At 64.5% G+C, this 26,194-nt stretch carries 24 protein-coding genes and 2 pseudogenes; 13 read left to right on the top strand and 13 right to left on the bottom strand.

Annotated features, from left to right (window positions below):
* Positions 1-142: 142 nt before the first annotated feature.
* The 4 genes from HU738_RS02575 to HU738_RS02560 all read left to right on the top strand — a co-directional run bounded on the left by HU738_RS02575 (position 143) and on the right by HU738_RS02560 (position 4,051).
* Positions 143-1,453 (top strand): C4-dicarboxylate transporter DctA, encoded by a 1,311-nt coding sequence (locus HU738_RS02575; RefSeq protein ID WP_099815308.1) that lies wholly within the window; start codon positions 143-145, stop codon positions 1,451-1,453.
* 44 nt (positions 1,454-1,497) lie between these two features.
* Entirely contained in the window at positions 1,498-2,202 is a 705-nt protein-coding gene (locus HU738_RS02570) for a FadR/GntR family transcriptional regulator (protein ID WP_176507434.1), read from the top strand.
* Positions 2,203-2,218: 16 nt separating this feature from the next.
* Positions 2,219-2,899 (top strand): GntR family transcriptional regulator, encoded by a 681-nt coding sequence (locus HU738_RS02565; RefSeq protein ID WP_186600892.1) that lies wholly within the window; start codon positions 2,219-2,221, stop codon positions 2,897-2,899.
* 87 nt (positions 2,900-2,986) lie between these two features.
* Positions 2,987-4,051 carry a hypothetical protein gene (locus tag HU738_RS02560; protein ID WP_186600891.1) on the top strand — a complete coding sequence of 355 codons (1,065 nt, stop codon included), beginning with the start codon at positions 2,987-2,989 and terminating at the stop codon, positions 4,049-4,051.
* Between the two features lie 19 nt (positions 4,052-4,070).
* Here the strand turns inward: HU738_RS02560 and HU738_RS02555 are convergent, their stop codons facing one another.
* Positions 4,071-4,499, bottom strand: a complete 429-nt coding sequence (locus HU738_RS02555) for a PACE efflux transporter (RefSeq protein ID WP_186600890.1) — start codon at positions 4,497-4,499, stop codon at positions 4,071-4,073.
* 97 nt (positions 4,500-4,596) lie between these two features.
* Between HU738_RS02555 and HU738_RS02550 the strand changes: the two genes are divergently transcribed.
* From HU738_RS02550 to HU738_RS02540, 4 genes and pseudogenes are all read left to right on the top strand, one after another.
* A complete protein-coding gene (locus HU738_RS02550) occupies positions 4,597-5,475 on the top strand; it encodes a LysR family transcriptional regulator (protein ID WP_186600889.1) in 879 nt (292 codons plus the stop codon).
* A gap of 144 nt (positions 5,476-5,619) precedes the next feature.
* A pseudogene (gene mcpA, locus HU738_RS26275) lies at positions 5,620-6,648 on the top strand (methyl-accepting chemotaxis protein McpA); the annotation flags it as partial.
* Between the two features lie 117 nt (positions 6,649-6,765).
* Complete coding sequence (locus HU738_RS26270) at positions 6,766-7,506, top strand: methyl-accepting chemotaxis protein (RefSeq protein ID WP_371263233.1); 741 nt, start codon at positions 6,766-6,768, stop codon at positions 7,504-7,506.
* A gap of 216 nt (positions 7,507-7,722) precedes the next feature.
* Entirely contained in the window at positions 7,723-8,508 is a 786-nt protein-coding gene (locus HU738_RS02540; RefSeq protein WP_176506190.1) for a sulfite exporter TauE/SafE family protein, read from the top strand.
* 19 nt (positions 8,509-8,527) lie between these two features.
* Here HU738_RS02540 and HU738_RS02535 read toward each other — a convergent pair whose 3' ends face one another.
* Positions 8,528-9,067 (bottom strand): histidine phosphatase family protein, encoded by a 540-nt coding sequence (locus HU738_RS02535; RefSeq protein ID WP_186601149.1) that lies wholly within the window; start codon positions 9,065-9,067, stop codon positions 8,528-8,530.
* 140 nt (positions 9,068-9,207) lie between these two features.
* On the opposite strand from HU738_RS02535, the gene HU738_RS02530 reads away from it, so the two are divergent.
* From HU738_RS02530 to HU738_RS26180, 3 genes and pseudogenes are all read left to right on the top strand, one after another.
* On the top strand, positions 9,208-9,783 hold the full coding sequence (locus HU738_RS02530) for a biliverdin-producing heme oxygenase (protein ID WP_186600888.1): 576 nt from the start codon (positions 9,208-9,210) through the stop codon (positions 9,781-9,783).
* Positions 9,784-9,935: 152 nt separating this feature from the next.
* Entirely contained in the window at positions 9,936-11,219 is a 1,284-nt protein-coding gene (locus HU738_RS02525) for an arsenic transporter (RefSeq protein WP_186600887.1), read from the top strand.
* 241 nt (positions 11,220-11,460) lie between these two features.
* Positions 11,461-11,547 (top strand): annotated as a pseudogene (locus HU738_RS26180) (helix-turn-helix domain-containing protein); the annotation flags it as partial.
* Between the two features lie 174 nt (positions 11,548-11,721).
* Here the strand turns inward: HU738_RS26180 and HU738_RS02520 are convergent.
* Positions 11,722-13,008, bottom strand: a complete 1,287-nt coding sequence (locus tag HU738_RS02520) for a Y-family DNA polymerase (protein WP_371870287.1) — start codon at positions 13,006-13,008, stop codon at positions 11,722-11,724.
* 127 nt (positions 13,009-13,135) lie between these two features.
* On the opposite strand from HU738_RS02520, the gene HU738_RS02515 reads away from it, so the two are divergent.
* Positions 13,136-14,338 (top strand): MFS transporter, encoded by a 1,203-nt coding sequence (locus HU738_RS02515; protein WP_186600886.1) that lies wholly within the window; start codon positions 13,136-13,138, stop codon positions 14,336-14,338.
* Here HU738_RS02515 and HU738_RS02510 read toward each other — a convergent pair.
* Entirely contained in the window at positions 14,335-14,763 is a 429-nt protein-coding gene (locus HU738_RS02510; protein ID WP_186600885.1) for a LexA family protein, read from the bottom strand. The genes HU738_RS02515 and HU738_RS02510 overlap by 4 nt on opposite strands.
* A gap of 102 nt (positions 14,764-14,865) precedes the next feature.
* On the opposite strand from HU738_RS02510, the gene HU738_RS02505 reads away from it, so the two are divergent.
* Positions 14,866-15,570, top strand: a complete 705-nt coding sequence (locus HU738_RS02505) for an SOS response-associated peptidase family protein (protein ID WP_186600884.1) — start codon at positions 14,866-14,868, stop codon at positions 15,568-15,570.
* A gap of 75 nt (positions 15,571-15,645) precedes the next feature.
* Here HU738_RS02505 and HU738_RS02500 read toward each other — a convergent pair whose 3' ends face one another.
* The 9 genes from HU738_RS02500 to HU738_RS02460 form a co-directional block, all read right to left on the bottom strand.
* A complete protein-coding gene (locus HU738_RS02500) occupies positions 15,646-17,451 on the bottom strand; it encodes an ABC transporter ATP-binding protein/permease (protein ID WP_186600883.1) in 1,806 nt (601 codons plus the stop codon).
* Positions 17,452-17,586: 135 nt separating this feature from the next.
* The gene (locus tag HU738_RS02495) at positions 17,587-17,790 is read right to left on the bottom strand and encodes a formate dehydrogenase subunit delta (RefSeq protein WP_186600882.1); all 204 of its coding nucleotides are present in this window, start codon (positions 17,788-17,790) and stop codon (positions 17,587-17,589) included.
* Positions 17,787-20,657 (bottom strand): formate dehydrogenase subunit alpha, encoded by a 2,871-nt coding sequence (gene fdhF, locus HU738_RS02490; protein ID WP_186600881.1) that lies wholly within the window; start codon positions 20,655-20,657, stop codon positions 17,787-17,789. Before fdhF ends, HU738_RS02495 begins: the two co-directional genes overlap by 4 nt.
* Positions 20,654-22,213 (bottom strand): formate dehydrogenase beta subunit, encoded by a 1,560-nt coding sequence (locus tag HU738_RS02485; RefSeq protein ID WP_186600880.1) that lies wholly within the window; start codon positions 22,211-22,213, stop codon positions 20,654-20,656. Before HU738_RS02485 ends, fdhF begins: the two co-directional genes overlap by 4 nt.
* On the bottom strand, positions 22,207-22,689 hold the full coding sequence (locus HU738_RS02480) for a formate dehydrogenase subunit gamma (RefSeq protein WP_176506179.1): 483 nt from the start codon (positions 22,687-22,689) through the stop codon (positions 22,207-22,209). The genes HU738_RS02485 and HU738_RS02480 overlap by 7 nt, the downstream gene beginning before the upstream one ends.
* Positions 22,690-22,945: 256 nt before the next feature.
* The gene (locus HU738_RS02475; protein WP_186600879.1) at positions 22,946-24,103 is read right to left on the bottom strand and encodes a glutathionylspermidine synthase family protein; all 1,158 of its coding nucleotides are present in this window, start codon (positions 24,101-24,103) and stop codon (positions 22,946-22,948) included.
* Positions 24,104-24,105: 2 nt separating this feature from the next.
* Positions 24,106-24,840, bottom strand: coding sequence for a DUF1190 domain-containing protein (locus HU738_RS02470; protein WP_186600878.1), 735 nt, complete (start codon positions 24,838-24,840; stop codon positions 24,106-24,108).
* Between the two features lie 16 nt (positions 24,841-24,856).
* Complete coding sequence (locus HU738_RS02465; RefSeq protein WP_054883523.1) at positions 24,857-25,282, bottom strand: DUF350 domain-containing protein; 426 nt, start codon at positions 25,280-25,282, stop codon at positions 24,857-24,859.
* A 12-nt stretch (positions 25,283-25,294) separates the two neighbouring features.
* Positions 25,295-25,894: a DUF2491 family protein gene (locus HU738_RS02460; protein ID WP_186600877.1), complete on the bottom strand. Its 600-nt coding sequence runs from the start codon at positions 25,892-25,894 to the stop codon at positions 25,295-25,297.
* Positions 25,895-26,194: the final 300 nt, after the last annotated feature.

Raw genomic sequence — 26,194 nt, 5'->3', positions numbered from 1 at the left:
GGCCAAAATTCCTTGCAAAGTCGGATTTTTCGCGCTTTCATGACTCCGCGCTGAACAAACCGGTAAGACCACAATAATTAAGTCCTGCGCTCTTTCGCCCCGTGCGGCACCGAAGCAAGGACACCGATCTGAGATCTCTCCCATGCTCAAATGGTGCTCGCGTTCGATCTTCCTGCAAGTTGTGCTCGGCCTCGCCCTCGGCATCGCCTGCGGCCTCAGCTTCCCCGACCTGTCCCTGCAGCTCAAACCCCTCGGCGACGGCTTCATCAAGCTGATCAAGATGCTCATCGGCCTGATCGTGTTCTGCGTGGTGGTCAGCGGCATTTCTGGCGCCGGCGACCTGAAGAAGGTCGGGCGCATCGGCCTGAAATCGGTGATCTACTTCGAAGTGCTGACCACCATTGCCCTGGTCATCGGCCTGGTGTTCGCCTTCAGCAGCGGCATCGGTAGCGGCGCCAACATCCACCTCGACCAGCTGTCCAGCGCCGATGCCAGCAGCCTGGCCGAGCGCGGCCAGCACATCCATGGGGCCACGGCGTTCTTCATGGACCTGATCCCGACGTCAGTGGTGGGTGCCTTCGCCGACAACAATATCCTTCAGGTGCTGCTGTTCTCGGTACTGTTCGGCAGTGCCTTGAACCTGGTGGGCGACTCGGCCGCCGGCATCTCGCGGCTGATCAACGAACTGAGCCACGTCATCTTCCGCATCATGGGCATGATCGTGCGCCTGGCACCGATCGGCGTGTTCGGCGCCATCGCCTTCACCACCAGCAAGTACGGCCTGGAATCGCTGCAGCACCTGGGCGGCCTGGTGGCATTGTTCTACCTGACCTGCGCCGGTTTCGTGCTGATTGTGCTGGGTACCGTGATGCGCGTGTCCGGCCTGAAGCTGTTGCCGTTCATCAAGTACCTGCGTGAAGAGCTGACCATCGTCCTCGGCACCGCTTCGTCCGACGCCGTGCTGCCGCAGATCATGCGCAAGCTGGAACACCTGGGCATCGGCAGCTCCACCGTCGGCCTGGTCATTCCCACCGGCTACTCGTTCAACCTCGACGGTTTTTCCATCTACCTGACCCTGGCCATCGTGTTCATTGCCAACGCCACCGGCACACCGCTGGAGATGACCGACCTGCTGACCATTCTGCTGGTGTCGCTGGTGACCTCCAAGGGGGCTCACGGCATCCCAGGCTCGGCGCTGGTAATCCTTGCCGCCACCCTGACCGCCGTGCCGGCGATCCCGGTGGTGGGCCTGGTGCTGGTACTGGCGGTGGACTGGTTCATGGGCATTGGCCGGGCGCTGACCAACCTGATCGGCAACTGCGTGGCCACCGTCGCCATAGCCCGCTGGGAAAAGGACATCGACCTGGAACGTGCGCATAACGTGCTCGATGGCAAACCCGGCTTCGCCCCTGCGCCACGCAAGCAAGCCAACCCCCATCAACAGCAATTCTGAGCGAACGTGGCCGGCGCTGACGCCGGCCCTTGCAGGAGCGAACCGTGATCAGCTCATCGACCGTCGTCAACTCAGTGGTGGAAAAACTGCGCCAGGCCCTGGCCCGCGGCCAGTGGCGCTCCGGCGACATGCTGCCCGGGCAGCGCGAACTGGCTGAGCAACTGGGCATCAGCCGCCCCAGCCTGCGCGAAGCGGTGACTGTGCTGGAAACCCTGGGCCTGGTGCGTGCGTTGCCAGGCAAGGGTGTGCTGGTACTGGATGCCGATGCCGTGCCCCAGGACCCAGCCAGCGAAAGTGCCGCAGCGGCCAGCCTGGCCGATGTGCTGGAGCTGCGCTACACCCTCGAACCGTTCATCGTCGGGCTGGTCGCGCAATCGGCGAACAGCCAGGACATCGGCCAGCTGCGCCTGACCCTGATGGACATGCGCGAAGCCCTGGAAGCCGATGACAGCGAAGCCGGGGCCAAGGCTTACATCGCGTTCCACGAGGCGCTATTCGCCCTGACCACCAACCCGATCTTCCAGAGCGTGGTGCAGCAGACCGGCAACGCCCTCAAGCAGAGCGCCAGCATGCTGCGCAACTCGCCCGAGCACCTGGCCGCACGGCTCAAGGAGAATGAAGCGGTGGTGCGCGCCATCCGCGAACGCAACAGTGCCCTGGCCAGCGCCCAGATGCGCCAGCACATTCTCGCCGAAGGCCAGCGCATGGGCATTCAACTCAATATCCCGGACGACCAGCCCGGCCAATGACCCTTGGAGAGCGACCATGACCGCCTGCGCCCACGCCGCCCCCCGCCTGCCTGCCCTGCTCGCCGCTGGCGAGACCCGCCTGTCGGCCGAGCAGATCTACCCGCGCCTGTTCGACGCGATCCTCGAACAGCGCCTGCCACCTGGCAGCCTGCTGCCCGAACAGGCCCTGGGGAATGCCTTTGGCGTCAGCCGCACGGTGATCCGCCGGGTGCTCGGGCGCCTGTCGGACCAGCAAGTGGTGGTGCAGCGCCCCAGCCACACTGCCCACCTGGCTGCGCCCGACCCGCAGCAGGCGCGCCAGGTACTCAGCGCCCGGCGCCTGGCCGAAACCACCCTGATCAGCCTGGCCGCGCAACGCGCACGGCCGGTGCAGGTTCGCCAGCTGCGCCAACTGGTCGAGCGCGAGCGCCAGCACCACGAACGCGGTGAGCGCTGCGCCGCAATCCGCCTGGGTGGCGAGTTTCACCTCAAGCTCGCCCAGGTGGCGGCCAATGCGCCGCTGGCGCGCTTCCTCAACGGCCTGGTACCCATGACTTCGCTGATCATCGCCCGCTATGAATCGCCTTGCTGCGACCACTGCGCCTGGGAGGAACACGCCGCGATCATCGATGCCGTGGAAGCCGGTGATGCGGAGGCGGCCCTGGCGTTGATGCATGATCATCTCGACCGACTGGAAGACAAGCTCGAGCTGGACTGACCACGGCCGATAGGCTGCACGGCAGCCCCCTGAGCTGCGCCCTATACTCGGGTGACCACCCCGCCTCTACCCCCGGGAGGCAGCCGAGTGAGCCGACGATTGCTGGTCCTGCTGTGCCTCTTGCTGGCTATCGCCGGCTGCGCAGGCAAACGCCCGCCGGCCCCGCCCCCGCCAGCGGTGCTCGACCCCGCCAGCTGGCAGCGCATCGACCAGGAGCTGATCGAGGCCTCGGTCGGCGCGGCCGGCTCGGCCAACGACTATGCACGGCGCTCGATGCGGGTATGGAAGGAACAGGTGCAGCAACGCACCGAAAACGACTTCATCCCGTGGTTCACCGGTTACTGGACCCAACAATGGCTGACCATGAAGGTGGCCTGGTACAAGCTCGACAGCGGCGAAGGCCGCGAGCCTGCAGAGAAGCGCCTGGCGTTGTACCTGCAGGAGCAGTACCACGAGCGGGTGATCGAACCCGTGGCCGAACAGATCAACCCCGAAGGCATCCGCGATCGTGCCTGCGAGCTGTACGTGCAACTGTTCGGCCAGCAACTGCCAGCGATCATCCAGCGCTACCATGCGCCGCCCGAGCAGTTCAGCCAGCGCCTGAATCGCATCCCGGCGATCAACCTGGGGCCGCCACCCGCCCGCAATGCCTCGCTCTATCAATTGCTGCGGGCCAAGCCGCTAGAGCAGCAACCAGCCTGGCTGGCGTTGCGCGAGCACTTGCACAAGCAGGCCGCCAAAGGCCCGGGGAAAACCGATGTAAGCTTGTCGTCCGTGGCCACCAATGCCAGTGAGAAGCTCGGCGCCACCCTGGCGCCTCGCGGCATCGCCAGTGCCGTCGCCAGTGCCGTGGGCAAGGTGGCCGGCGCGATGATTTCGATCGCGGCGACCGGCTACGGCATCATGTCCCACAACCGTGACCAGCCGCAGATGGTCGAGCAACTGCGGGTCATCCTCAATGTCGCGCTCAACCAGGAATGGCAGGAGCTGATGGAGAACCGTCAGAGCGGCGCCCTGGCGGGGGTGTACTACTTGTCGGGGCAGGTCGAGGACAGCCTGCTGGCCACCGCGCCCCAGCCATCCATGGAGCAGCAGACACCGCAGCGGCCAGCACCAGCCGCCCAGGAATCATTGCTGATTCGCCTACCCTAGCTACTCATGCCAACCAGCATCAGGCTGCGGCCATGGCCGAAGCCGGCAAACCAAAGATCCGGTCGAACGCCCAGTTGTAGGCGAAGGTGTAGCAAGGGATCAGAATGATGAACGCCAGGTCCACCAGCAACGCCTCCACCAGGCTCATGTCCAGCCACCAGGCAATCAGCGGAATCAGGTACACCACCAAGGTCAGCTGAAAACCGATGGCATGCGCCACCCGCCGCGCCACACTGCGCCCACGGGTGGCCTGGCGGCTCTCCCAGTACTCGAAGAGGCTGTTGTAGATCAGGTTCCAGAGCATGGCGATGGTGGTGATCATCACCGCCAGCGGCCCGGTGTGCGAAGCCTGGGTATCGGACAGGTAGGCCAGCCCCAGCGTCGACATGCACAGGCCGATCAGTTCATAGGCGGTCACGTAGATCAGTTTGCGTTTGACGCCCTGCACGGGTTACCTCATGGGTCGATTTCAACAGCGCAAGGATGATTCACCTGGCTTGACAGGAAAAGTCAGCAGCCTTCAGATTGACTGACAGGAGGCGCACATGAACTTTTCCAGCGACAACATCCAGCTGTTTCTCGCCGTGCTTGACCGCGGCTCGTTTTCCGCCGCTGCCCGCGCCTTGCACCGGGTGCCCTCGGCGGTGAGCATGGCCATCGGCAACCTCGAAGCCGAGCTGGGCTACACGCTGTTCGAGCGCGGCTCGCGCGAAGTCCGCGCCACCGCCCAGGCGTTGGCACTCGAGCCCCATGCACGGCTGATCGCCGAGCAACTGGGCTTGCTGCAGGTGCACGCGCTGGAACTGTCCCAGGGCCTGGAAAGCAGCCTTACCCTCGCTGTGGTCCCGGATATCGACCATCGGCCGTTGCTCGCCGCCATCGCCAACCTCGGCGCCCGCTACCCGTTGCTCGACATCCAGTTGCTCAGCGCTCCCCAGGAAGAAGCCCTGCAGTTGCTCGACAGCGGGCGCGTCGACCTGTGCCTGGCCTTTGCCGGCCTGCAGGTCGATGCCCGGCGCAGTTTCCAGCACATCGGCATGGAAACGCTGGTGGCCACCTTGTCACCCACCCACCCGGCCCTGCTCGAAGGCCGTATCCACTACCTCGAGGACCTGGTCAATGTGCGCCAGATCCTGGTCCGCAGCCGCGACCTGCCACTGCTCGACCCACGCCCACTGATCGGCGCCACGCACTGGTCCACCGACAGTTTCGACCTGGCCCTGCAGATGGTCGAAGCCGGCCTTGGCTGGGGCGACCTGCCACTGGCCCGGGTCGCGCCGCTGGTCGCGGCCGAGCGCCTGGTGCGCCTGCAATTTGGCAATACCCGCAACGAACTGCAGCTGCCAATCCATGTTTTCTGGCGCAAGCAGCACCCGCTGCACCAGGGCGCTCGCCTGCTGATCGAGCTGCTGGCCGCGGGCTAGCCCACCGTCCGTCGTCGGTGTGCCAGGCAAATAGCTAATTGTTTCAACCTTTTACCAAGCGCGCCGATAACACGTAGGACAGGACTCGCCTTTTCGCCACAAGCACGCGGCGCCCTTCCCATCCTTGGCTCAAGGTCTCGAAACATGAACCTGAAATTTCGCCACAAGATCCTTCTCAGCGCCTGCGGTGTCGTGGTGCTGGCCTTTGCACTGTTCACGCTCTACAACGATTACCTGCAACGCAACACCCTTCGCCAGAATATCGAATCGTCCGTGCAACAGTCTGGCGCGCTGACTGCCAGCAGCGTGCAGAACTGGATGAGCGGGCGCATCCTGGTGCTGGAAAACCTGGCGCAGGACATTGCCGAACAAGGGGCAGGAGAGACCCTGGGCGGGCTGATCGAGCAGCCTTCCTATACGCGAAATTTCCTTTTCACCTATCTGGGCCAGGCCAACGGCGCCTTCACCCAGCGCCCTGACACACAGATGCCGGCCGGCTACGACCCTCGCCAGCGGCCGTGGTACAGCAGCGCGGCCAGCGCCGGCCAGACTGTGCTCACCGCCCCCTACCAGGGCGCAGTCGGTGGCCTCATGGTCACCATCGCGGTACCGGTGAAAAGCAAGCGTAACGGCGAGCTGATCGGCGTGGTCGGCGGTGACCTGACCCTCGACACCCTGGTCGAGATCATCAACTCGGTCGACTTCGGTGGCATCGGCCACGCCTTCCTCGCCGACAGCAGTGGCCAGGTGATCGTCAGCCCGGACAAAGACCAGCTGATGAAGAACCTCAAGGACATCTACCCCGGCAGCGGCCTGCGGGTGGCCGCTGGCATGCAGGACGTCACCCTCAACGGTCAGGAACGGCTGATCTCGTTCGCCCCGGTGGCCGGCCTGCCGTCGGCGCAGTGGTACATCGGCCTGTCGATCGACAAGGACAAAGCCTACGCTGCACTCAGCCAGTTCCGAACTTCAGCGATCATCGCCATGCTCATCGCCGTGGTCGCCATCGCCGTGCTGCTGGGCCTGCTGATCCCGGTGCTGATGCGCCCGCTGACCACCATGGGCCGCGCCATGCGTGACATTGCCGAAGGTGAAGGCGACCTGACCCGCCGGCTCGAGGTGCAGCACAAGGACGAATTCGGCGAACTGGCCAGCTCGTTCAACCGCTTCGTCGAGCGTATCCACACCTCGATCAGCGAAGTCTCTTCGGCCACCCGCCTGGTGCACGACCTGTCGGAAAAAGTCGTCGACGCCTCCAACGCCTCGATCATCGGCTCCGAAGAACAGAGCATGCGCACCAACAGCGTGGCCGCGGCCATCAACCAGCTGGGCGCGGCGACCCAGGAAATCGCCCGCAATGCGGCCGACGCCTCGCAACACGCCAGCGGTGCCAGTGAACAGGCCCACGGCGGCCGTGAAGTGGTCGAGCAGGCGATCAGCGCCATGACTGCACTTTCCCAGCGCATCAGCGAATCGTGCCAGCAGATCGAAACCCTCAATGCCAGCACCGATGAGATCGGCAAGATTCTCGACGTGATCAAGGGCATTTCCCAGCAGACCAACCTGCTGGCGCTCAACGCCGCCATCGAAGCCGCCCGCGCCGGTGAGGCCGGACGCGGCTTTGCCGTGGTCGCCGACGAGGTACGCAACCTGGCACACCGCACCCAGGAATCGGCCGAGGAAATCCACCGCATGATCACCAGCCTGCAGGTGGGCTCGCGTGAGGCGGTGCACACCATGAATACCAGCCAGGTATCGAGCGAACAGACCGTGCAGGTGGCCAACCAGGCCGGTGAACGCCTGGCCAGTGTCACCGAGCGCATCGGTGAAATCGACGGCATGAACCAATCGGTGGCCACCGCTACCGAGGAGCAGACCGCAGTGGTCGAGAGCCTGAACCTGGACATCACCCAGATCAACGCGCTGAACCAGCAAGGGGTGCAAAACCTCAACCAGACCCTGCAGCATTGCGACGCGCTCGCTCAACAGGCCGGGCGGCTGAAGCAGCTGGTGGGCAGCTTCCGCATCTGAGGGGCGCCTTTGCGTAGGGTTTGAGGCTTTTGTTGGGGCCGAAATCGAGCGCCGCCCGCGCGGCGCTCGATCTCCCAGGCGCCGGCAATCACCAGCCAGGCCCCCACCAGCTATCACGGTTATAACCTAATAACGAACAAGTCTATTTGGCTATAAAAACTCCCTATATGCTGGCACCCATCCGATAACGGGCAAAGCTGGGCAGTCGAGTAGCGTATGGATGTAGGTTCTTTCGGTTTCACCATTGCCGGACTGGTTGTGGGTTTCATCGTCGGCATGACCGGCGTCGGCGGTGGCTCACTGATGACCCCGATCCTGCTGTGGTTCGGCATCAACCCGGCGACTGCCGTGGGCACCGACTTGTTGTATGCGGCGATCACCAAGGGCAGTGGCGTCTGGGTGCATGCCCGGCAGAAGAACATCGACTGGAAGATCACCGGCCTGCTCAGCCTCGGTAGCGTACCGGCGGCAGCCCTGACCCTGTGGTTCCTCAGCACCCTGCACACCGACACCACGGCGCTGAACGCCATTATCAAGCAGGGCCTGGCGGTGGTGCTGATCCTCACCGCCCTGGCAATCCTGTTCAAGTCGCGCCTGCAAGCGTTCGCCAGCCGTCATGCAGGTGACCACTATCACCTCAGCGACCGCAGCCTGAATGTTCTCACTGTGCTGACCGGCGTACTGCTGGGCGTCATGGTCACCCTGACCTCGATCGGCGCCGGCGCCCTGGGCACCGTGGCGCTGTTCCTGCTCTACCCGTTCCTGGCCACCCGTCGCCTGGTTGGCACCGAAATCGCCCATGCCGTCCCCCTGACCCTGGTTGCCGGTATCGGCCACGCCGGCATGGGCAACATGGACTGGTCGCTGCTGGGTTACCTACTGCTGGGCTCGCTGCCGGGCATCTACCTTGGCAGCCACCTCACCGGGCGGATCTCGGATCGCGTCCTGCGCCCTTGCCTGGCGACCATGTTGCTGCTGATCGGCTACAAGCTGGTGTTCTGATTTGGCAACCGGCGCTTGCTCAACCCAGACGCAAGCGCCACTGCCCGGCAAAGCTCAACTCGACCCGCGACAACGGCAGCACATCGATACGCTGTGCGGCAGCCAGCGGGCATTCCAGCACCGCCACCAGTGCAGCGCGGATCACCCAGGGGTGAGTCACCGCCAGCCACTCACCCGGCCTGTCGAAGGCCATCAACCATGCCTTTACACGCTCGCACACCTGGGCAAACGACTCACCGCCAGGGGGCGCACTGAGCGGGTCGTCGAGCCACAGCGCCAACGCCTCAGGCTGCTCGGCCTGCAACTGTTTGAGTGGCAAACCCTGCCAATCGCCAAGCGCGCAATCGGCCAATGCCGGTACGCTCTGCACCTGCGATGAGAGGCGCAGCGCCGTTTCCTGAGCGCGCCGCTCAGGCGCAGCCAGCAGCTGCATGCCGGGAGTAGACGCCAAGGACTCGAGGGCCAAAGGCAAAATGCCGTCGTCGGGCTGCGCCAGGCGCGCGCTTTTCTGGGCCGGGGTCAGGGCATGGCAGAGCAAGGTCAGGCGTACGGCTTTCACCAAGGCGTTCTTCATTAAAAGTCAGGCCGACTGGTTTAACATGCCAGCCACTTTTTTACCGCAACAAAGTCACGCCAGGGCGGAACGTCGAGTTAGCATCGCCACTCCTACCTAGGCGAAATGCCACCAGAGCCAGATCGATGCCCACCACTACGCCCAGCCCTTTGCTGCTCGCCCTGCGCGAAGGCACCCGTGACTGCCACAAGTCGCTGGAGGCGCGCCTGCCGTTCTTCAGCCCAGGCTTCGATAGCGCTGACTATCGGCGCCTGCTGCAGGCCTACTACGGTTTTCACCTTCCCCTGGAACATCGCTTGAGCGATTACCAGGGACGAGAGCGCCACAAGGCCCCAACCTTGGCCCGCGACCTGCTGGCCCTGGGCCTGAGTGAAGCCGACATCGGCGCCCTGCCGCTGTGCCAGGCACTGCCGGCCATCCGCGACGAGGCCAGCGCACTGGGCGTGATGTACGTGCTGGAGGGCTCGACCCTGGGTGGCCAGGTGCTCAAGCGGGCAATGGCCGAGCGGCTGGGCATCGGCCACGACAGCGGTGCAGCCTTTCTCGACGTGTATGGCGAACGAACGGGCAGCTACTGGCGAAGCTTCCTGGAGCGGCTTGGCCGGGCACCGGCTGCAGAACAGGCCACAACAATGCAGGCCGCCATCGACACCTTTACCCGCTTCGAAGCGTGGCTGGACCATCGCGGTGTCCTGCACTAGCGACTGCCGTTTGCCCTGATCGGCGTTTTCAGCTGCTCGCGAGCGACCCTGACCATCCATTGGCCAGTCATCCTTGTAGTTGAAAGGTACGATTTCAGGTACAACCCACAGACGCTTCACGTCGACCCACTCCCTCAACGAATCCCTTGCCCATGCTCCCAGCCGCACTGATCTTCCTGTTCACCCTGACCCTGGTCATCTGGCAACCCAAGGGCCTCGGCGTCGGCTGGAGCGCCAGCCTTGGCGCCGTGCTGGCGCTGTTGTTCGGGGTGGTCTCGGTGCAGGACATCCCCACCGTGTGGGCGATCATCTGGAACGCCACCGGCACCTTCATCGCCCTGATCGTCATCAGCCTGTTGCTGGATGAGGCCGGTTTCTTCGAATGGACAGCGCTGCACGTGGCACGCTGGGCGCGCGGCGACGGGCGCAGGCTGTTCGCTTTCATGGTACTGCTGGGGGCTGCAGTGTCGGCATTGTTCGCCAATGACGGGGCAGCGCTGATCCTCACCCCGATCGTCATGTCGATGCTGCTGGCCCTGCGTTTCTCACCCGCAGCAACCCTCGCCTTCGTCATGGGTGCCGGTTTCATTGCCGACACCGCCAGCCTGCCGTTGGTCGTGTCGAACCTGGTGAACATTGTTTCAGCGGACTACTTCGGCCTCGGTTTCAATGCCTACGCTTCGGTGATGGTGCCGGTGAACCTGGTGGCGGTGGCGGCCACGCTGCTGGTGCTGGGGTTGTATTTTCGCCGTGACATCCCGGCCCGATACACTGCCGAGGACCTCAAGCTACCGGCCCTGGCCATCCGCGATCGCGCTACCTTCCGCGTCGGCTGGGTAGTGCTTGTGGGCCTGCTGGCCGGGTTGTTCGTGCTGGAGCCGCTTGGCATCCCGGTCAGCGCCGTGTCCGCTGCGGGGGCGCTGGTGCTGTTCGCGGTGGCTGCGCGCGGCCACGTCATCATGACCCGCCGCGTGCTGCGCGAGGCGCCGTGGCACATCGTGGTGTTCTCGCTGGGCATGTACCTGGTGGTCTACGGGCTGCGCAATGCCGGCCTGACCGACTCGCTGACCCAGGTGCTGAACGGCCTGGCTGGGCATGGCCTGTGGGCTGCATCGCTGGGCACCGGGCTGATTGCCGCGCTGCTGTCTTCGGTGATGAACAACCTGCCCAGCGTGCTGATCGGCGCACTGTCGATCCACGCCAGCGAGGCGCACGGCGTGGTCCGCGAGGCGATGATCTACGCCAACGTGATCGGCTGCGACCTGGGGCCGAAGATTACGCCGATCGGCAGCCTGGCGACCTTGCTCTGGCTGCATGTGCTGGCGCGCAAGGGGGTGACGATTGGCTGGGGGTATTACTTCAAGGTTGGCGTGCTGCTGACAGTGCCGGTGCTGCTGGTGACCTTGGCGGCGCTGGCAGTGCGGCTGAGCATTTAAGATCGCCGGGGCTGCTGTGCAGCCCCCGGCGATCTCGAACCCAACCACCCTCTCAGCAACCCCTCGATACAACCTCCCGCTTCTTGATCTCAGGTAGGCAAAGCAAAATATCTACGTCAAAGACGTAGGGTTGCAGTAGGCTGACGATCATTGAAGCGCCACTATTCTCCAGGCAATGGCCCAACTACTGGAGCGAGGAAGAGCACGGGGCATTCATGTCCTATCTGGCCAACGACCCTGACGTATGCCGTCGGGGGCAGCGCGGTCTCTTCTGCACATTGCGGCTTCTCGCCCGGATGTGTTTCGTGAGGTTCTTCAGGCGCGCTGATTGGCTTGCGCCCCTCGCCTCACCAACCCCTACAAAACCAGAACGGGCCGGATCTGCGGCCCTATCAACAATCACCTATCCCTTTTCCGGACCTTGGAGCACAGCCCCAGCCACGTGTGGCTTAGATAGGACTAGCAAAGCCAGCGTTTTGCCATCGCGCTGTCCAGTTTTGAGTCACCGTGCCGGAATGGTCCAAAGCTGCTCAAATATCGTGGTAAACCCCGCACTCATCAATTCCCGCCGCATCGCCCACTGCGCCGCCGCCGGCACCGCTGCACTGCGCAGCGTCCCCCTCCCCCAGCGCCCGTTGACGCCGTCGATCACCTGCATCACCCGCTCGGCCTTCACGCTCTGCGTCGGGGTAAACAGATCAGCGGTCACCTCCCCACGCTGGCACAATTCCATCAGCAACACCTCGGCCTTGCTGTAGCGAAACCCCTCGCGATACACCCGCTCCACCGCTTCCAGCGCCATGCGTGTCAGCAACCGCTCGTCATCGGTCGGGTACGGCAGCTGCACCACCACGCCGTTGGCGTAGCGCGGTTCATCGGGGTTGAACATGCCGGTGCGGATACTCACCCGCATCCGCTGCGCCAATGAGCGCTGCTTGCGCAATTTTTCCGCCGCCCGCATCACGTAGGTGGCCACGGCTTCCTTGAGCGGCGCAAGGTCGGTCAGGCGCTGGCCGAACATGCGGCTGCAGCAGATTTCCTGGCGTGGCGGGTCGACCTCCTCCAGTTGCAGGCACGGCGTGCCGGCCAGTTCGCGGGCGGTCTTTTCCACCACCACGCTGAAGGTCTTGCGCAGCAGGCCAGGGTTCGCGCGGGACAGGTCCCAGGCAGTGCGGATGCCCATCGCTTGCAGGTGTGCCGTAAGCCGTTTGCCGATGCCCCAGACTTCCGACACATCACAGCGTTTCAGCACCCGCTCGTAACGCAGCGGGTCGCGCAGATCGACCACCCAGCCGCTGTGCACCGACCAGCGCTTGGCCGCGTGGTTGGCCAGCTTGGCCAGGGTCTTGGTGCCAGCGATACCGACCCCCACCGGGATGCCGGTGTGCTTGAACACCCTGGCGCGGATGTCACGGCCGAGGCGGTCCAGATCGCCGGGCATACCGGACAGGTCAGCGAAGGCTTCGTCGATGGAATACACCTCCAGCGCCGGGACCATGCCCTCGATGACCGTCATTACCCGCTGGCTCATGTCACCGTACAGCGCATAGTTGGAGGAAAACGCCACCACACCATGCCGACGCAACAGGTCTTTGACCTGGAAGTACGGTTGCCCCATCTTCACCAAAGGCTTGGCCTCGGCGCTGCGAGCGACGACGCAGCCGTCATTGTTGCTGAGCACGACGATGGGCGTACGTTGCAGGTCCGGGCGAAACACCCGCTCGCAGCTGGCGTAGAAACTGTTGCAATCGATCAGGGCAAAAACTGGGGTAGGCTTCATTGCAAACATCATCAATACTGTATTTATATACAGTTAATCACAACGCCTTGCCCATGCCTCTCGCCACTCATCCGATTTGCATCCTGCGCACGCAGTCCTACAGTTTCGAACTGTGACAACCCCATCGAGGCTTCCGATGCACAGTGGCGAAAAGTCCGAACAAGGCAGCACCGCCAAGGCCCTGCCGAAGATTCCTCGCAGCGTCTGGGCGCTGGGCTTCGTGTCGATGTTCATGGACATCTCCTCGGAAATGATCCACGCCCTGCTGCCGCTGTACATGGTCACCGTGCTCGGTACGTCGGTGGTCGCCGTTGGCTTCATCGAGGGTATCGCCGAGGCCACCGCGTCGATCACCAAGGTGTTCTCCGGCGCACTCAGCGACCGCCTCGGCAAGCGCAAGCTGCTGACGGTGCTGGGCTACGGCCTGGGCGCGCTGACCAAACCGGTGTTCCCGCTGGCCTCCGGCCTGGAGTGGCTGACCGCGGCGCGCTTCGTCGACCGCATCGGCAAGGGCATCCGCGGTGCCCCGCGCGATGCGCTGGTCGCCGATGTGACGCCGGCCGAACTGCGTGGCGCGGCATTCGGCCTGCGCCAGACGCTGGACACCGTGGGGGCTTTCCTCGGCCCGTTGCTGGCGATCGGGCTGATGTGGCTGACGGCGAGCCATTTCCAGACGGTGTTCTGGGTGGCGGTGATCCCGGCGTTCGTCGCTGTGTACATTCTCGTTGCCTTCGTCCGTGAGCCCGAGACAGCGCCCAGCGCGCGGCCGGTGCGCTCGCCGCTGGCATGGCACGAACTGGCGCGCCTGGGCCCGGCCTACTGGCGCCTGACCGGCCTGGCCATGCTGTTCACCCTGGCCCGGTTCAGCGAGGCGTTCCTGCTGCTGCGCGCCCAGGATATGGGCCTGGCGCCGTTGTGGGCGCCTGCGGTGCTGGTGCTCATGGCCCTGGCCTATTCGCTGTCGGCCTACCCGGCCGGCGCGCTGTCAGACCGCGTCGGCCGCCGTGGCGTGCTGATGACAGGGCTGGGCCTGCTGATCGCCGCCGACCTGTTGCTGGCCCTGATGCCAGGCTGGGCCGGGCTGGCGCTCGGGGTTGCCGCCTGGGGCCTGCACCTGGGGTTCACCCAGGGCATCTTCGCCGCGCTGATCGCCGACCGTGCACCGGCCAGCCTGCGTGGCACCGCGTTCGGCCTGTTCAACTTGCTGACTGGGGTGGCACTGCTGGGCGCCAGTGTGGTGGCCGGGCTGCTGTGGGATGGCGCCGGGTTCCAGGCGACCTTCCTGGTCGGGGCGGGTTTTGCCGGCGCCACCCTGGTCGGAGTGATGCTGCTGCGCTAAGCCGGTTCATGGCTGCGCACACTGAACGTCACCACGCCCCAGATCATGAAGTCGTCACCCTCCATGAGGTAGCGTGGCGCATAGCGCGGGTTTTCCGAGCGCAGCAGCACTTGCCCGGCGACGTACTGCAGCCGCTTGCACAGCGGCTCGCCATTGACTGCGGCAATCACGATATGACCATGGCGCGCCTCGATCGAACGGTCGACGAGCACCAGGTCGCTATCAAAGATGCCGGCACCTTGCATGCTGTCGCCGTCTATCCTGACCAGATAGATATGGGGTGCCCGAAGGTTGAGCAGCTCGTCCAGCGAGATGGGCTGCTCCATGTGGTCGGCAGCAGGTGACGGAAAGCCCGCCGGGACACGGAACAGATAGCGCGGCACGGCAACACTGCCGCCCGTGATGGGACCCAGGATGAAAGTCATGCGACGGCCTTGATGTTTAGCTGTATGCATATACAGTAAACGCCGTAGTAGGCATCCGGTCAATTTCGCCGCAGGATATTTCGACAAGTGGGGGTAGATGCCATGTGTGGACGCTTCGCCCAGTACCAGGGCCTGGCCGACTACCTGCGTGAACTGGACGCCGAACAGGACGTGATCAGCGGGTACGACAACGTGCCGATCGGCCGCTACAACGTCGCCCCCGGCAGCCGCGTGCTGATCCTGCATCATGCCACCGATGGCCTGCGCATCGATCCCTGCCATTGGGGTTGGGCGCCGTTCTGGGCCACGGGCAAGCGGCCGGCACCAATCAACGCGCGGGTCGAGACGGTGACCTCCGGCAAGTTCTTCAAGGCCCTTTGGCCGCAAGGGCGGGCTTTGGTGATGGCTGACGGCTGGTACGAGTGGGTGGCTGACCCGCATGACCCCAAGCGTAAACAACCCTATTTCATTCGCCTGAAAAACCAGGCCCCGATGTTCATGGCGGCGCTGGCCGAGGTGCGTGCCGGGCGCGAGCCTAACGAAGGCGATGGCTTCGTGATCATCACCGCCGCCAGCGATGCGGGGATGGTCGATATCCACGACCGCCGGCCCCTGGTGCTGAGCCCGGAGCATGCCCGGGCGTGGATCGACCCAGAGGTACCTGCCGACGAGGCCGAACGCCTGGCGCGGGAACAGTGCCTGCCGGTGGAGGCGTTCGAGTGGTTTGCGGTGGGCAAGGAAGTGGGGAATGTGCGCAATGAAGGGGCTGAGCTGATCGTGATGCTGGATACCGAGGATCAGCCCTGAGCTTCGGTTGCCAGTGCCGGCCTCTTCGCGGGTAACCCGCGAAGAGGCCGGCACTGGCAACCCATCTGCTGCACGCTAAGCCAGAACCTCCTGCTGGCGCAGCGACCAGCCGCCCTGCCCATCCACTTCCAGCCGGTGGGTATGGAAGTCGGCCAAGGTGCTGCGATGCCCCACGCTCACCAGCAAGGTCTCGGGCATCTCCCTACGCAGCAACGCATACATCGCATGCTCCAGCCCTTCGTCCATCGCCGAGGTGGATTCGTCGAGGAACACCACCTGCGGCCGGTTGAACAGCACCCGGGCAAACGCCAGGCGTTGCTGCTCACCGACCGAGAGAATGTTCGACCAGTCGCAACTCACCGCCAGCCGCTCGGCCAGGTGCGCCAGGTTGACCTCGCGCAGGGCCTGCTGCATGCGTGCTTCATCCTCCGGCCGGCTGTCGGCCGGGTAGGCAATGGCGGTGCGCAAGTCGCCCAGCGGCAGGTAAGGCCGCTGCGACAGGAACAACGCCTGGGTCCCCGATGGCCGCCGGACTTCGCCCTCGGCATACGGCCACAGGCCTGCCAGGGCGCGCAGCAAGGTGGTCTTGCCGCTGCCCGACGGCCCTTTGATCAGCAGCGCCTGGCCGCCCTGCAGGCGCAGGTCGAGGTCGGCAATCAGTGCATGCCCGTCCGGGCGCAGCACCTGCAGGCCAATGATATCCAGGGCGCGTGGCTGGTCTTTGGTCAGCACCCGTGGCAGCGCACTGGCCTGGTCGTTGGCATTGAGGAAGCCGGTCAAACGGTCGAGGGTGGCGCGGTACTGGGCAAAGGTGTCGTAGGACTCACGGAAGAATGACAGCGAATCCTGCACCTGGCCGAACGCCTGGGAGGTCTGCATCACGTCACCGAGCTTGATCGCCCCGCTGAAGAAGCGTGGCGCCTGCAGGATGAACGGGAACACCACCGCCACCTGGCTGACGCCGAGGTTGAAACCGCTGAACTTGAGGTTCCGGAACACCAGCGCCCAGACGTTGGCGATCAGCGCCCCGAAGCGTCCGAGCAAGGTTGCCCGTTCGACCGGCGCGCCTTGGTAGAAGGCGATGTTCTCGGCGTTCTCGCGCAGGCGCATCAGCGCATAACGGAAGTTCGCCGTGAGTTTTTCGTTGAGGAAGTTCAGGCGGATCAACGGCTGGCCGAGGCGGAAGGCAATCCAGGTGGCGATCAGCACATAAACGTACACCGCAAACACCATCGCCCGGGGTATCTCATACCCTGCGACCGTCAGCGGTGCCGACAGGCCCCAGAGGATGCCGGTAAAGGCCACCAGCGAAACCAGCGCGCTGACCGCGCCCAGGGCCAGCGACACCGAATGAGTGACGAACGCGCTGACGTCCAGTTCGATACGCTGGTCGGGGTTGTCCACCGGCTCGGCGAGGAAACGGCCGCGGTAATAGGCATCGCCTTTCATCCAGTCGCCGGTCAGGCGCTCGGTCAGCCACACCCGCCATTGAATGCTGAACGCCTGGGTCACGTAGAAGGTGAACAGCGAACGCAGCACATGGATGGTGGCCAGCACTGCGAACACCCCCAGCAGGTACCAGAAGGCCGTCTGGTCGAGAGCCTGCAGGGCGCTGTAGAAACCGTTGTACCAGAACGAAAACAGCACGTTCAGGCGCACCGAGAACAGCGTCAGCACCAGCAGCAGGCCGAACACCAGCAGCGGGCGCCAGCTGCGGCGGAAGGTGAAGTAAGGGCCCGCCAGCTGCCAGAACTGGCTGCCCCAGCGCGTGTAGCGCACGGCCAGGAAAGCTGCAGCGGTGAAGCCGATGAGGGTGATGAACGAGGCGATTGCAAGCCAGCTCAGGCTCTCTTGCAGGGCCTGGTGCCAGTTCATGTCCATAGAAGATATCCGTGACGAGGGTTTCCGCGAGCGTAGCATTGCGCTGGGATTCGTCTTGCATAAATGACGGACATTTCATTTTCCTGTACTTCCCCTTTCACGGCTTACCCGCGAAAGGGGAAGTACAGGCAAGCGCTAGGCCAGGGCCTCCACCACCTTGGCATCCAGCCCGTCATGACCATGCTCGGCAATCCATTCCGCCAGCTGCCGGCGCATCGCCGGCGTCCAGAAGCTGTACAGATGCTGCCTCACGCCCTGCACCGCCTGCGCCCGGTTTGGCTCGCTGTCGAAGTAGTGGGCAATCTGGTTGGCCATCTTGACCAGATTTTCACTGCTCATCGGCGCACCTCGGCTTTTTCCGCAGTGCGGCGCTCCTTGAGCAGACGCCGCTGTTCGTCACTGAAGTCCTGATAGCGCTTCTGCCATTCCGACGGCTGGAACACCTTCACCACTTCCACCGCCGTGACCTTGTATTCCGGGCAGTTGGTGGCCCAGTCGGAGTTGTCGGTGGTGATCACGTTGGCACCGGACTCGGGGAAATGGAAGGTGGTGTACACCACCCCTGGGGCTACCCGCGTGCTCACCTTGGCACGCAGCACAGTCTGCCCTGCACGGCTGCCGATACCAACCCAATCGCCGTCATGGATGCCGCGGCTTTCAGCGTCGTCGGGGTGGATCTCCAGCCGGTCGGCATCGTGCCACGCGGTGTTGCTGGTGCGTCGGGTCTGGGCGCCGACGTTGTACTGGCTGAGGATGCGCCCGGTGGTCAGCAGCAACGGGTAACGGCTGTTGACCCTCTCGTCGGTGGGCACATAACCGGTAAGCATGAAGCGCCCCTTGCCGCGCACGAACTGCTCGATGTGCATGGTCGGGGTGCCGTCCGGGGCGGCGTCGTTGCACGGCCATTGCAGGCTGCCGTGGCGGTCGATCTCGGCATAACTGACGCGATGGAAGCTCGGGGTCAGGCGGGCGATCTCGTCCATGATCTCGGACGGGTGGCGGTAGTCCATCGGGTAGCCAAGGGCATTGGCCAAGGCCACGGTAGCCTCCCAGTCGGCCTTGCCGGCGAGCGGTTCCATGACCTTGCGCACCCGCGAGATGCGCCGCTCGGCGTTGGTGAAGGTGCCGTCCTTCTCGAGGAACGAGCTGCCCGGCAGGAACACATGGGCGAACTTGGCCGTCTCGTTGAGGAAGATGTCCTGCACCACCACACATTCCATGGCGCGCAGGGCGGCGGTGACATGCTGGGTGTTGGGGTCGCTCTGGGCGATGTCCTCGCCCTGGCAGTACAGCGCCTTGAAACTGCCATCGAGCGCGGCTTCGAACATGTTGGGGATACGCAGGCCCGGATCGGGCTGCAAGGTCACGCCCCACGCCTGCTCGAACTCGGCCCGCACCCCCTCGTTGGAGATATGCCGGTAGCCCGGCAGCTCATGGGGGAACGACCCCATGTCGCAAGAGCCCTGCACGTTGTTCTGCCCACGCAGCGGGTTCACTCCTACCCCTTCGCGGCCAATGTTACCAGTGGCCATGGCCAGGTTGGCGATGCCCATGACTGCGGTGCTGCCCTGGCTGTGTTCGGTCACCCCCAGGCCGTAGTAGATCGCCGCGTTGCCACCGGTGGCGTACAACCGGGCGGCGCGGCGGATCTGCTCGGCGGGCACGCCACATACGGGGCCCAGGGCTTCCGGGGCGTTTTCCGGCAGGCTGACGAAGTCACGCCAGCGGGCAAAGTCCTCGGTTTCGCAGCGGGCGTCGATGAACGGCTGGGCCAGCAGCCCCTCGCTGACGATCACGTGGGCCAGGGCATTGAGCATGGCCACGTTGGTACCGGGGCGCAGCTGCAGGTGCAGTTCGGCACGGGCGTGGGGCGAGTCGACCAGGTCGATGCGCCGTGGGTCGATGACGATCAGCCGTGCGCCCTGGCGCAGGCGGCGCTTGAGCTGCGAGCCAAATACCGGGTGGGCGTCGGTTGGGTTGGCGCCGATCACCAGGATCACATCGGCCTGCATCACCGAATCGAAGCTCTGGGTGCCAGCCGACTCACCCAGGGTCTGCTTCAGGCCATAGCCGGTCGGCGAATGGCAAACCCGGGCGCAGGTGTCGACGTTGTTGTTGCCGAACGCCGTGCGCACCAGCTTTTGCACCAGGTAGGCTTCTTCGTTGGTGCAGCGGCTGGAGGTGATGCCGCCGATGGAATCGCGCCCGTACTTGAGCTGGATGCGGCGGAACTCGCTGGCGGCGTAGGTCACCGCCTCGTCCCAGCTGACTTCCTGCCACGGGTCTTCCAGGCGCTTGCGGATCATCGGCTTGGTGATGCGGTCGGGGTGGGTGGCATAGCCCCAGGCGAAGCGGCCCTTGACGCACGCGTGGCCGTGGTTGGCGCCGCCATTCTTGTCCGGGACCATACGCACCAGCTGGTCGCCCTTCATCTCGGCGCGGAACGAGCAGCCCACGCCGCAATAGGCGCAGGTGGTGATCACCGCACGCTCGGGCTGGCCAAGCTGGACCAGGCTCTTCTCGGTGAGGGTCGCCGTCGGGCAGGCCTGCACGCAGGCGCCACACGACACGCATTCGGAGGCCAGGAAGTTGTCGCCACCGGCTGCCGCTACCCGCGACTCGAAACCGCGCCCGGTGATGGTCAGGGCGAAGGTGCCCTGGATGTCTTCGCAGGCACGCACGCAGCGGCTGCAGACGATGCATTTGCTGGGTTCGTAGTCGAAATACGGGTTGGAGGTGTCCTTCTTCTCCGCCAGGTGGTTGGCGCCGTCATAGCCGTAGCGCACCTCGCGCAGGCCGACCTGGCCGGCAACGGTCTGCAGTTCGCAGTTGCCGTTGGCCGAGCAGGTCAGGCAATCCAGCGGGTGGTCGGAGATGTACAGCTCCATCACGTTGCGGCGCAGGTCGGCCAGGCGCGGGGTTTGCGTGCGCACGACCATGCCCTCGCTGACCGGCGTGGTGCACGAGGCCGGGTAGCCACGCATGCCGTCGATTTCCACCATGCACATGCGGCACGAGCCGAAGGCTTCGAGGCTGTCGGTGGCGCACAGCTTGGGGATGCTGGTGCCAAGCAGGGCGGCGGCGCGCATCACCGAGGTGCCGGCCGGCACGCTGATGCTGCGGCCATCGATATGCAGGCTGACCTGCACGTCGCTGTCACGGGCCGGCGTGCCCAGGTCGGTCTCTGGATCGAAATAGTTGATCACTGTGCGGCCTCCGTGGTGGTCAGCCCGAAATCGGCGGGGAAGTACTTGAGGGCGCTGGCCACCGGGTAGGCGGTCATGCCGCCCATGGCGCACAGCGAGCCGTACTGCAGGGTGTCGCAGAGGTCGCGCAGCAGCAGCGCCTGGTCATGGCGCTCGGTGAAGTCGCTGCTCGCAATCAGCCGGTCGACCACCTCCATGCCACGGGTCGAGCCGATCCGGCACGGGGTGCATTTGCCGCAGGATTCCTCGGCGCAGAACTGCAGGGCGAAGCGCGCCATGCTGGCCATGTTCAGGGTATCGTCGGCCACCACCACGCCACCATGGCCGAGCATCGCGCCCATGGCGGCGAAGGCCTCGTAGTCCAGCGGCGTATCGAAGTGGCTGGGCGGTACCCAGGCGCCGAGCGGGCCGCCGACCTGGGCGGCCTTGAGCGGCCGACCGCTGGCGGTGCCGCCGCCGTAGCCTTCCACCAGTTCGCGCAGGGTCAGGCCGAAAGCGCGCTCCACCAGGCCACCGTGGCGGATGTTGCCGGCCAGCTGGAACGGCATGGTGCCCAGCGAGCGGCCCATGCCGAAATCACGGTAGAACGCCGCGCCCTCGGCGAGGATGGTCGATACCGAGGCCAGGGTAAGCACGTTGTGCACCAGGGTCGGCAGGCCGAACAGGCCTTCGAGCGCGGGCAGCGGCGGCTTGGCGCGGACGATGCCGCGTTTGCCTTCGATGGATTCGAGCAGCGCGGTTTCCTCGCCGCAGATATAGGCACCGGCCCCCACCCGTACTTCCAGGTCGAAGGCCTGGCCGCTGCCGGCCACGTCGCTGCCCAGGTAGCCGGCGTCGCGGGCGATGGCGAAGGCCTGGTTGAGCACGCGGATGGCGTCGGGGTATTCCGAGCGCACATAGATGTAGCCTTTGTCGGCCCCGACAGCGAGACCGGCGATGATCATGCCTTCAATCAGCAGGAAGGGGTCGCCCTCCATCAGCATGCGGTCAGCGAAGGTGCCAGAATCGCCTTCATCGGCGTTACACACCACGTACTTTTGCGCTGCACTGGCGTCACGCACGGTGCGCCACTTGATGCCGGCCGGAAACGCCGCGCCGCCACGGCCGCGCAGGCCGGAGTCGAGCACCGTAGCGACCACGGCGGCGCCGTCCATCGCCACTGCCTTTTCCAGGCCCTTGAAACCGCCATGGGCGCGGTAGTCATCCAGCGACAACGGGCGGGTGATGCCAGCGCGGGCGAACAGCAGGCGTTGCTGGGTTTTCAGGTAGGGGATTGCTTCGACCGGGCCCAGCGCCAGCGAATGCCCCGCGGGTTCACCCGTCAGGGCGTCAAGCAGCGACGGCACGTCTGCCGGGCTGACCGGGCCGAAGCCCTGGCGCCCTTCGCTGCTTTCGCACTCCAGCAGCGGCTCCAGCCAATACAGGCCACGCGAACTGGTGCGTTGAACATCGACGGGCAGTTGGCGACGCGCGGCCTCGGCCTGGATTGCATCGGCGAGCTGATCGGCACCGACTGCGCGGGCGACCGAGTCACAGGGAATGAACAACTTCAGCATGTTTCACCCTCCAGGCAACCGTTCACCAACGCCCGCAGGCGCTCAGGGGTAAGCCGCGCATGCACCTGGCCATCCAGCTCCAGCGCCGGCGAACAGGCACAAGCGCCCAGGCAGTACACCGGGCGCAGGCTGATGGCACCGTCGGCGCTGGTGCCATGGTCATCCAGCGCCAGGTGTTCACGCAGTTGCGCAGCCAGGGCTTCGCTGCCTCGGCTCTGGCACGATTCGGCGCGGCACAGGCGCAAGGTGTGACGGGCAGGCGGTGAGGTGCGGAAGTCGTGATAGAAACTGATCACCCCGCGCACCTCGGCGAGGCTGAGGTTAAGGGCATGGGCGATTTCAGGAACAGCAGCTTCGGGGATGAAACCGACAGCGTCCTGGAGAGCGTGAAGGATCGGCAACAGCGCGCCGGGAGCGTCCTTCTCGCGGGTCAGGATGTTCTGGATTACCGGCAGGTGAAGCAGTTCATCAGGCATACAGCGGACCTCGGCATCACGGACCCTGCCTGAATTATTGTGGAGGGCAGGTATCCGGCGTGTTCTGCTGCGGCACACCGGCCACGTCACGGTGGCGTGGGCGCGGAGGCCTCCTTGCCGATGGCCGTGCGTCTGCGCGCACTGGGCTCATGGGCATCCCACAAGCATGGCAGTTGTGACGCCGTTAGGTTGCGTGCGAGCGACCAGGCGCATCCTGAAACCGACCTCAGGATTCTTGCAGGTGTTTGCTGGCCTCTCAGCCAAGCACCACATGAGGCAAGAACCGTGAACTGTCCTTGGTAATCAACGAATCATCCTCGCGGATGCCGATCCCCGAAGCCCTGCCCCCAACCACCCAGGACCCGATCAGGGTATAGCTGTCGCCAAACTTCGGCAGCGGCGCAAAACCCTGCAGGATGTAAGGCGCATCGTCGTATGGCCCGTCCTCGAAAACCCGCTCCCCCTCGGCAGTGCGGATATCCACGTTGGCCCCTTCCCGCGAGAAATACGGCTTGCGGACCCAGCCCTTGGGCACCGGCAAGTGCGGACTGTGGTCGACAAACGCCGGGAGCAGGTTCGGATGGCCTTCATGCCATTGCCAAAGCAACGGCAGAATGCCTTTGTTGGAAATCAACGCCTTCCAGGGCGGCTCGACGAACTGCGTGTCGCACCCGGCAATCGCCTGGCCGAAGCCCTCGTGGAACATGTGCTCCCAGGCATGCAGCTTGAACAGCCGTGCAATCGCCCGCCCCTGCAGGTCGACGAAACGGCCCTCGCCGTCCAGGCCGATGTCTTCAAGGTCGATATGCCGGGTACGGATGCCGGCATGCTCGGCCATCTTGCGCAGGAAGTCGGTGGTACCACGGTCCTCCAGCGAACCGGAGATGGTCGAAAAATAAAAATCTCCGTGCCCAGGCATCGCTGCAAATGCCTGGACCAGGTCTTCGGCCAGGGTATTGAACTGGCTCGCCTCGGCGGGCAGAACACCCCGCTGAATCTGCTCCTCCAGCCAGATCAACTGGAACGCTGCGGCTTCGTACAGCGAGGTGGGCGTGTCGTAATTGGCCTCGATCAACTTCGCCGGGCCTTTGCCGTCGTAGCTGAAGTCGAAGCGCCCGTAGAGGTGCGCCTGCCCCTCCAGCCATGAGCGGCGTACCAGGTCGAAGAAGGCTGGCGGGATCGCCAGGCGCGCCATCAGCGCTTCGCTTTCGACGATGCGCCCTACCGCGTCCAGGCACATCGCGTGCAGTTCTGCGGTCGGGGCGTGCAGGTCATGCATCACCTGGGCTTCACTGAACTGGTAGTACCCACGTTCATCCCAGTAGCGCTCACCGTCGATCGTGTGAAAGGCAAAGCCCTCGCGCAGGGCTGTCGTGCGCCAGTCGGGACGCTCCGCCAGTTCGACCTTGCGCATGCCTAGCCCCCGAAGAAACTGCCGGATCTGCCGCCCCAACCACTGCGCGCAGTGGCCTGGCTGCCAAAGCCACCACGCGTGACCGAGGCGGAAGTCGCCGAACGCGACTCGTTGCGGCTTGAGCCGCCGTAGCCGCCTCCACCCCCTCCGCCACTCGATGAGCTGTTGCTCTCTTCGTCCTGCTTCACCCGCTGAATACCGCCACCCGTGGCACCGTAACGCTGGCCAAGCAAGCCGTGCCGCTGGCCTGTACCGTCGCGGTAGGCATACAACGGTTGCGCGTTGTAGTGACGGCCGGCGCTGTTGCCCATCTGCGCAAGCAGCATGCCAGCCACTGCGGCGGTGGCCACATGGCCATAGCCACCGCCCTGGGCATAGCCCGCATCGAGCTGAGACTGCGTCACCTCAGCGCTGGTCTGCAGTTCGAAGCCACTCATGCGCGGCATGTAGCGCCCACCAACGGTGATCTGGCAACCGTCCGGGGTGAACTGCGCCTCGCACTCCGCTTTGGTGAAAAATGTCGGTGCATTGCGCTGGTAATCCGCCAGCGCCCGCTTGAAGGCATCGTTGCAAGCGGGTTCCGGCACCTGGTCGGCGACGCAGGCGGCAACGCTGTCGTAATTGCTTTGCTGGGTGACCGTGTACAGCTCTTCCTGCGGGCCGCAAGCGGTCAGCGCCAGTGGCAGCGAACCGGCCAGCACCAGCTTGACGGAGCTGCGTCGAACAGGGGGCTTCATGGGGGCTCCTTGCATGTCAGGCCGCCGGCGTCATGCAGGCCGAGTTGAGGAAGCCGACGCTGATTGCCACGCTGGCCGCGTATATGGCCGCAGCCAGTTCACCCTTGGCGATGCGCCTGGACAGGTCGCGCAGTACCAGGCTGGTGAGGCCGAAGGCGAGCAACTGCACCACGGCTGCGATCACCACCCAGGCGACGAAATCCAGAATGCTCACGCTGTAGGCGATGATGTTGCTGGCTGGCAGCGAGAAGCCGATCAGCGAGCCCCCGAGGGCGATGGCCGCCGCCGGATTGTTTTCGCGGATCAGCGAGAACTCGCGGTGGGGCGTAATGCGCGTGTAGATGAACTGGAACAGCCAGAACAGCAGCAGTGCCACGCTGATATAGAGGATGAAACCGGTCACCGCCGAAGCATTGAGTGACAGGCGAAGCGCGTCGAGCATGGTGAATCCTTGTCAGGTTACGTTGAAGTCCGTGGGGAACAGGGTGACACCCAGCGAGGTGGTGAAGGTGAGCGCACCGTGCTCATCTTCTTCGAGGGAAAACAGCAGAAATTCGCGACGGTCGAGCAGGCCTGTGTCGCGGGCATAAAGCATCGACAGGTGCTGGACGCCATAGCGCGCTTGCGGGCTGACCACCTGCTCATGGAACGGGACCAGTTCAGCCTGCCCTTGAGCCTGGCCCCATTGGCGGGAGTAGAGGCAGCCTTCGTGCGTGTAGATCGGCAGGCCGACCTTGGACAGGCAGCCAACCAGCGCCTGCCGGTGCGCATCGTCGCGCACGGCAATGGCGCTGTGGTAGCCGAACAGCACGGTATCGCCCGGCTGGCTGCCGCGCATCAGCACTTGCAGCCAGTAATCTTCGTCGTCCAGGTAATAACGCAAAAGGCGTACGGACTGGCCAAGGTCGACCTCGCCGCAGGCCCACACCGTTTCCGGGCCGGGGAGCTGAAGTTCAGAGTAACCGTCGAGCAACGGCTCGAGCGTTGGAGCAGGCGTGAAAGTACTGCCAAAACGCAGGTCGAAAGGCGGGCTGGCCCGATTGAAAAGCGACATCAATTACTCCCTGGGGTCGCGGCGTTCCTTGCTGGGGGCGACACCTTAACGGGTTTCAACACCTGGGCCAATACTGACGGTGTGAGCATTCTTTTCGCTGGAAATGTGATGTTACTGCTGGCCTCAGCGCCGGCTTGCCGGCAATGCCCCAGCGTGCTGCGCAGCCCAAGCGACAACACCCTGAGCTTTGTTCAGCGATTCGGACCATTCACGATCCCGGTGGGCGTGGGTCTTGAAGCAATGATTCGTTTAGACTTTTTCCATACTCCGTTAACGTAATTTTCACGATCGGCCCTCTAG

This window comes from Pseudomonas vlassakiae (assembly GCF_014269035.2).
Lineage (GTDB): Bacteria > Pseudomonadota > Gammaproteobacteria > Pseudomonadales > Pseudomonadaceae > Aquipseudomonas > Aquipseudomonas vlassakiae.
This window is presented reverse-complemented; position numbering and strand designations above follow the sequence as displayed.

What these genes read in the sequence shown, in the direction of transcription:
- HU738_RS02575 (WP_099815308.1), top strand. Translation starts at nt 143, where the DNA reads ATGCTCAAATGGTGCTCGCGTTCGATCTTCCTGCAAGTTGTGCTCGGC.
- HU738_RS02565 (WP_186600892.1), top strand. Translation starts at nt 2,219, where the DNA reads ATGACCGCCTGCGCCCACGCCGCCCCCCGCCTGCCTGCCCTGCTCGCC.
- HU738_RS02550 (WP_186600889.1), top strand. Translation starts at nt 4,597, where the DNA reads ATGAACTTTTCCAGCGACAACATCCAGCTGTTTCTCGCCGTGCTTGAC.
- HU738_RS26270 (WP_371263233.1), top strand. Translation starts at nt 6,766, where the DNA reads ATGCGCACCAACAGCGTGGCCGCGGCCATCAACCAGCTGGGCGCGGCG.
- HU738_RS02540 (WP_176506190.1), top strand. Translation starts at nt 7,723, where the DNA reads ATGGATGTAGGTTCTTTCGGTTTCACCATTGCCGGACTGGTTGTGGGT.
- HU738_RS02530 (WP_186600888.1), top strand. Translation starts at nt 9,208, where the DNA reads ATGCCCACCACTACGCCCAGCCCTTTGCTGCTCGCCCTGCGCGAAGGC.
- HU738_RS02525 (WP_186600887.1), top strand. Translation starts at nt 9,936, where the DNA reads ATGCTCCCAGCCGCACTGATCTTCCTGTTCACCCTGACCCTGGTCATC.
- HU738_RS02520 (WP_371870287.1), bottom strand. Translation starts at nt 13,008, where the DNA reads ATGTTTGCAATGAAGCCTACCCCAGTTTTTGCCCTGATCGATTGCAAC.
- HU738_RS02515 (WP_186600886.1), top strand. Translation starts at nt 13,136, where the DNA reads ATGCACAGTGGCGAAAAGTCCGAACAAGGCAGCACCGCCAAGGCCCTG.
- HU738_RS02510 (WP_186600885.1), bottom strand. Translation starts at nt 14,763, where the DNA reads ATGACTTTCATCCTGGGTCCCATCACGGGCGGCAGTGTTGCCGTGCCG.
- HU738_RS02505 (WP_186600884.1), top strand. Translation starts at nt 14,866, where the DNA reads ATGTGTGGACGCTTCGCCCAGTACCAGGGCCTGGCCGACTACCTGCGT.
- HU738_RS02500 (WP_186600883.1), bottom strand. Translation starts at nt 17,451, where the DNA reads ATGGACATGAACTGGCACCAGGCCCTGCAAGAGAGCCTGAGCTGGCTT.
- HU738_RS02495 (WP_186600882.1), bottom strand. Translation starts at nt 17,790, where the DNA reads ATGAGCAGTGAAAATCTGGTCAAGATGGCCAACCAGATTGCCCACTAC.
- HU738_RS02485 (WP_186600880.1), bottom strand. Translation starts at nt 22,213, where the DNA reads ATGCTGAAGTTGTTCATTCCCTGTGACTCGGTCGCCCGCGCAGTCGGT.
- HU738_RS02480 (WP_176506179.1), bottom strand. Translation starts at nt 22,689, where the DNA reads ATGCCTGATGAACTGCTTCACCTGCCGGTAATCCAGAACATCCTGACC.
- HU738_RS02475 (WP_186600879.1), bottom strand. Translation starts at nt 24,103, where the DNA reads ATGCGCAAGGTCGAACTGGCGGAGCGTCCCGACTGGCGCACGACAGCC.
- HU738_RS02470 (WP_186600878.1), bottom strand. Translation starts at nt 24,840, where the DNA reads ATGAAGCCCCCTGTTCGACGCAGCTCCGTCAAGCTGGTGCTGGCCGGT.
- HU738_RS02465 (WP_054883523.1), bottom strand. Translation starts at nt 25,282, where the DNA reads ATGCTCGACGCGCTTCGCCTGTCACTCAATGCTTCGGCGGTGACCGGT.
- HU738_RS02460 (WP_186600877.1), bottom strand. Translation starts at nt 25,894, where the DNA reads ATGTCGCTTTTCAATCGGGCCAGCCCGCCTTTCGACCTGCGTTTTGGC.